The sequence below is a fragment of the Enterobacter sp. ZOR0014 genome (assembly GCF_000798855.1).
In the GTDB taxonomy this organism is placed as follows: Bacteria; Pseudomonadota; Gammaproteobacteria; order Enterobacterales; family Enterobacteriaceae; genus Enterobacter; species Enterobacter kobei.
Window position 1 is genome coordinate 1 of sequence record NZ_JTLF01000132.1, and the last position, 5,818, is coordinate 5,818.

Sequence of the window (5,818 nt, forward strand, 5' to 3'; positions counted from 1 at the left end):
GTTAATCAACTGTGTCCGCTGCGCGGCCGAAATGGGCAGAGGCACTTTTCGGGTTGACTCGAATTCCGCCCGATTGCGTGATAGCGGTTCGTGAACCTCCACCCATCGGCTACCGTCCGGCTCTGTCGTCACTTTAACGGGGCGATCGATAATCTGCACACGGGTGCCCACGGGAACATTATCGAAAAGATATTTGATATCGGCGTTACGCAGACGAATACATCCCTGGCTAACCCGTAGCCCGATACCGAAATTCGAGTTGGTGCCGTGAATCGCATACAGCCTGCCGATATATATCGCATACAGGCCCATCGGGTTATCCGGCCCGGCGGGCACGAAGGCCGGAAGCGTTTTCCCCTCTGCCGCATAGGCGCGCCGCGTATTCGGCGTCGGAGACCAGGTGGGGCCTTCCTGCTTACGCTCAACGGCCGTTACCCAGTTTCGCGGAGTTTCACGCCCGGCCTGACCTATGCCGATGGGCAATACGTCAACGGTATTACTGCCCGGTGGATAATAGTAGAGACGCATTTCCGCCACGTTAACGACAATCCCCTCGCGGACGGTGTCGGGCAAAATCAGTTGCTGGGGGATCACCAGCCGGGTGCCGGACTTAGGCAGAAAAGGATCCACGCCCGGGTTTGCTTCCAGCATATTGCTTAGGCCCTGTCCGTAGCGCGCGGCAAACGCCTCAAGCGGTAGCGTATTGCGATCCGGCACGGTGATGACCTGCGAGCTGCCCACCAGACGACTGCCCGTCGGTGGTAAGGGATAACTCACCGCCTGCACGCTGTGGCCGATCAGTAATGCAGCAAGACAACCCAACACCTCTGTACGACGCATCTTCCCTTCCTCAGTCGCTTCGCTATTTGTTAAGCATAGCGTAGCCGTTTTGCATTACCCATCAGGAGATAAAATCAGTTTGCACGGGCTGCCTGTCGCGGTAGTCTCATAGGTTCCGTTTATATGACGGCTGCTATGTGAGTGACCTTTTCTTATACCAATAATTAAAATCAGTATGGACAGGACAACTATGGACTCCACCCTCATCTCCGAACGACCCGGCGAGGAGACCCCTTCGCTCAATCGTGCCCGTCGCGCCGCCCTCGGCAGCTTCGCGGGCGCCGTCGTCGACTGGTATGATTTTCTGCTCTACGGTATCACCGCCGCGCTGGTGTTTAACCGTGAATTCTTCCCCCAGGTCAGCCCCGCGATGGGCACCCTCGCCGCATTTGCCACCTTCGGCGTCGGGTTCCTGTTTCGTCCGCTTGGTGGGGTGATCTTCGGCCACTTCGGCGACCGGCTGGGCCGCAAACGTATGCTAATGCTTACCGTCTGGATGATGGGGATTGCCACCGCGCTGATTGGCATTCTCCCTTCGTTTTCCGCCATTGGCTGGTGGGCACCGATATTGCTGGTGATACTGCGCGCCATCCAGGGCTTCGCCGTAGGCGGCGAATGGGGCGGTGCGGCGCTGTTGTCCGTTGAGAGCGCACCGAAAAACCGGAAAGCGTTCTACAGCAGCGGCGTACAGGTGGGATATGGCGTGGGGCTGCTGCTGTCGACCGGGCTGGTGTCACTCATCAGCCATTACACCACCGACGAGCAGTTCCTGAGCTGGGGCTGGCGCATTCCGTTTATCTTCAGCATCGTGCTGGTCATTGCCGCGCTGTGGATCCGTAATGGGATGGAGGAGTCGGCAGAATTCGAAAAGCAGCAGGAAAAGCCTTCCGTCAAAAAACGCCTTCCGGTTATGGAAGCCCTCGTCCGGCACCCTGGCGCTTTTCTGAAAATTATCGCCCTGCGCCTGTGTGAGCTGCTGACGATGTACATCGTCACCGCGTTTGCCCTGAACTACTCGACTGAAAATCTCGGTCTGCCGCGTGAGCTATTCCTGAATATTGGTCTGGTGGTCGGCGGGATCAGCTGCCTGACTATCCCCTGTTTCGCCTGGCTGGCGGACAGATTTGGCCGCCGTCGCGTCTATATCACCGGCGCGCTGATTGGTACCCTCAGCGCCTGGCCGTTCTTTATGGCGCTGGAGGCGCAGTCTGTGTTCTGGATTGTCTTCTTCGCCATTATGCTCGCGAACATCGCTCACGATATGGTGGTCTGCGTACAGCAGCCGATGTTTACCGAACTGTTTGGTGCGAGCTATCGCTACAGCGGCGCGGGCGTGGGCTACCAGGTTGCCAGCGTGGTCGGCGGCGGTTTCACGCCGTTTATTGCCGCCGCGCTGGTGACCTTCTCCGGGGGAAACTGGCACAGCGTGGCGATTTATCTGCTGGCTGGATGCCTGCTGTCAGCGGCGACGGCGCTACTGATGAAAGAGACGCGCCACAGCTGATCTCCCTTTTGTTTCACAGGCGTGTGACATACTATCGGGTAGAGTCGCACACCTGTGGAACAAGGAGACAGAGATGAATAATAAGGGCTCCAGCCTGACCCCGGCTCAGGCGCTGGAAAAACTCGACGCACTGTATGAACAGTCCGTCAACGCGCTGCGCAGCGCCATCAGCGAATATATCGAAACAGGGAAACTTCCCGACGAAAAGGCCAGAAGTGAGGGCCTTTTTGTTTATCCATCGCTCTCTGTGACCTGGGACGGTAGCGCCAGCACGACGCCAAAAACCCGCGCCTATGCCCGTTTTACCCACTCCGGCTGCTACAGCACCACCGTCACCCGCCCTGCACTATTCCGCCCTTATCTTGAAGAGCAACTCACGCTGTTATACCAGGATTACGGCGCACACATTGCCGTAGAACCTTCACAGCATGAGATCCCGTATCCTTACGTGATTGACGGTTCGGCGCTAACCCTTGATCGTTCCATGAGCGCGGGACTGACCCGCCATTTCCCAACCACCGAGCTTTCACAGATTGGCGATGAAACGGCAGACGGGATTTATCACCCGGCAGAATTTTCTCCCCTCTCGCACTTTGATGCCCGCCGGGTGGATTTCTCGCTGGCACGCCTGCGCCACTACACCGGCACGCCCGCCGAGCATTTCCAGCCGTTCGTGCTGTTTACCAACTACACCCGTTACGTCGATGAGTTTGTCCGCTGGGGCTGCAGCCAGATCCTTGACCCGGAAAGCCCGTACATCGCGCTCTCCTGTGCGGGCGGGATCTGGATCACCGCAGAGACTGAAGCGCCCGAGCAGGCCATTTCCGACCTGGCATGGAAAAAGCACCAGATGCCTGCCTGGCACCTGATCACCGCCGACGGCCAGGGCATCACGCTGATCAACATCGGCGTGGGGCCGTCGAACGCCAAAACCATCTGCGACCATCTGGCGGTACTGCGCCCGGACGTCTGGCTGATGATCGGCCATTGCGGCGGCCTGCGCGAAAGCCAGCTGATTGGTGATTACGTGCTGGCCCACGCCTACTTACGCGACGACCACGTTCTCGACGCCGTGCTGCCGCCAGATATTCCGATTCCGAGCATCGCTGAGGTGCAGCGCGCGCTGTATGACGCCACCAAAGAGGTGAGCGGCATGCCCGGTGAAGAGGTTAAGCAGCGCCTGCGTACCGGTACGGTGGTCACTACCGATGACCGTAACTGGGAGCTGCGTTACTCCGCCTCCGCGCTGCGGTTCAACCTGAGCCGTGCGGTGGCGATTGATATGGAAAGCGCCACCATTGCCGCGCAGGGGTATCGCTTCCGCGTGCCTTACGGCACCTTGCTCTGCGTGTCCGATAAGCCGCTGCATGGCGAAATCAAGCTGCCGGGTCAGGCCAACCGCTTCTACGAAGGGGCGATATCCGAACACCTGCAAATCGGCATTCGTGCCATTGATTTGCTGCGCGCGGAAGGTGACAAACTGCATTCCCGCAAGTTGCGTACCTTCAACGAGCCACCGTTCCGCTGATAACTATTAAGGAAAATGCATGTCCACCTCATCACCCTTAGCGGCCCTGCGCCGGTGGCTTCAGGAAAACCATCTCGACGGGATGATCGTCCCGCGCGCGGATGCCTGGCAGAGTGAATACTGCGCGCCGTATGATGAAAAACTGGCCTGGCTGACGGGCTTTGACGGCTCGGCTGGCCTGGCGCTGGTTCTGAAAGACAAGGCGTTGCTGTTCGTCGACGGGCGCTATCAGGTGCAGGCCCGCGTTCAGGTCAACCTGGATGAGATTGAAATTCATCATCTGCACAATGAACCGCTGGCAGCATGGCTGGCGGCAAACGTTGAGCCCGCCACGCGCATCGGTTTTGATCCACTGCTGATGACAAATACCGAGTTTACGCAACTTTCTGCCACGCCGTGTGAGCTCGTCCCGCTGAATGCCTCACCGTTTGACACGCTCTGGATCGATCGTCCTGCCGCACCGGCGGGGCCGATCCGTGAAATGCCGGTTGCGGTAAGCGGTGAAAGCAGCGAAGACAAACGTCAGCGCGTTGCCGCCGTGCTGGCCGCGAACAATGCTGATTATCTGGCGGTTACGCTACCGGATAACATTGCCTGGCTGCTCAACGTACGCGGGTCAGATATCCCCACCAGCCCGGTACCGCTCTCTTTTGTCCTGCTGCGTCGCGACGGTCACGTGGAGTGGTTTGTTAACGACACTAAGCTCAGCGCCCTGTCCGAAGCCGTGCGTAACACGCTCGCCACTGCGCCACAGGACGCCTTTATCGAACGCTGCCGAGAAATTGCGGAAGGTAAACGGGTGATGGTCGATGCCGATTCCGCACCGGTAGCCCTGCGCTTCGCCATTGAACCCCAGGGGGAGATCGTCTGGCAGACCGATCCGATCACCCTGCTGAAAGCCACCAAAAACCCGGTCGAGCTGGCAGGGTATCGTGAATGTCATCACCAGGACGGCGCCGCGTGGGTCAACTTCCTGGCCTGGCTGAGCCGTGAAGTGCCGCGACGTGAATCGGCTGGAAATCCGTTAACCGAGCTCGAAGTACAGGCGCAACAGCTCGCGTTCCGTAAACAGCAGCCCGGCTTTATCGAGCAGAGCTTTGCGACCATTTCCGCCTCTTCGAGCAACGCGGCGATGTGCCACTATCACTCCAGCGAGGCCAGCAACAAACCCATCGGCCACGATCATTTTTACCTGAATGATTCTGGCGGTCAGTACACTAACGGCACCACTGACGCCACGCGCACGCTTGCCTGGGGTCATGTTCCCCCGCGGCAGCGTATGCATTATACCGCCGTACTGAGAGGCTTTCTGTCGCTGATAACCCTGCAGTTCCCATCCGGCATACACGGGCATCAGCTGGACGCTTTCGCGCGACGTCCGCTGTGGGAAATGGGGCTGGATTACGATCACGGCACGGGACATGGCGTGGGGCATCAGCTTCTTATCCATGAAAACCCACACCGCATCGCCAAAAAGGTTAACCCCTGGCCACTGGTGGCGGGCAATATCATGACCATTGAACCGGGGTATTATCTGGGCGGCAGCCACGGTATCCGCATTGAAAACCAGGTGGAAATTGTTGAAAGCCGCCCGGGGTTCTGCACGTTTTCTTCGCTAACGCTGATCCCGATTGATTTAAGCCAGGTGGAATTGCAGCTGTTGACCGGGCAGGAAAAGCAGTGGCTGGATGAATATCATCAGCAGGTTCGCGAGGCGCTGTCACCGCTGGTGAATAGTGAAGCGCGTCCGTGGCTGGTTGAGGCGACGGCGCCGATTAGTTTGGCTCGATAGTGCGGCTTTTGCCGGGTGGCGGCTTTGCCTTACCCGGCCTACGGAACAAGTAGGCCCGGTAAGCGCAGCGCCACCGGGCAATACTTCCAGAGATTAAAAAGCAAAAAGCCTGCTTTAAAAGCAGGCTTTTTAAATTTGGCTCCTCTGACTGGAC

At 58.4% G+C, this 5,818-nt stretch carries 4 protein-coding genes; 3 read left to right on the forward strand and 1 reads right to left on the reverse strand.

Annotated features, from left to right (window positions below; all coding sequences use genetic code 11):
• Window positions 1-840 (reverse strand): L,D-transpeptidase (ldtA, locus tag L977_RS06835; protein ID WP_047625415.1); only part of this gene is annotated, 840 nt, incomplete at its 3' end.
• A gap of 190 nt (window positions 841-1,030) precedes the next feature.
• Between ldtA and shiA the strand changes: the two genes are divergently transcribed.
• From shiA to L977_RS06850, 3 genes are all read left to right on the forward strand, one after another.
• The gene (gene shiA, locus L977_RS06840; RefSeq protein WP_047625417.1) at window positions 1,031-2,344 is read left to right on the forward strand and encodes a shikimate transporter; all 1,314 of its coding nucleotides are present in this window, start codon (window positions 1,031-1,033) and stop codon (window positions 2,342-2,344) included.
• Window positions 2,345-2,417: 73 nt separating this feature from the next.
• Window positions 2,418-3,872: an AMP nucleosidase gene (locus L977_RS06845; RefSeq protein ID WP_014884456.1), complete on the forward strand. Its 1,455-nt coding sequence runs from the start codon at window positions 2,418-2,420 to the stop codon at window positions 3,870-3,872.
• 19 nt (window positions 3,873-3,891) lie between these two features.
• Window positions 3,892-5,664 carry an aminopeptidase P family protein gene (locus L977_RS06850; RefSeq protein WP_047625419.1) on the forward strand — a complete coding sequence of 591 codons (1,773 nt, stop codon included), beginning with the start codon at window positions 3,892-3,894 and terminating at the stop codon, window positions 5,662-5,664.
• The last annotated feature ends 154 nt before the right edge of the window (window positions 5,665-5,818 follow it).

Excerpts from the sequence above, each read along its gene's own strand:
- shiA (WP_047625417.1), top strand. The coding sequence starts at position 1,031 with ATGGACTCCACCCTCATCTCCGAACGACCCGGCGAGGAGACCCCTTCG.
- L977_RS06845 (WP_014884456.1), top strand. The coding sequence starts at position 2,418 with ATGAATAATAAGGGCTCCAGCCTGACCCCGGCTCAGGCGCTGGAAAAA.
- L977_RS06850 (WP_047625419.1), top strand. The coding sequence starts at position 3,892 with ATGTCCACCTCATCACCCTTAGCGGCCCTGCGCCGGTGGCTTCAGGAA.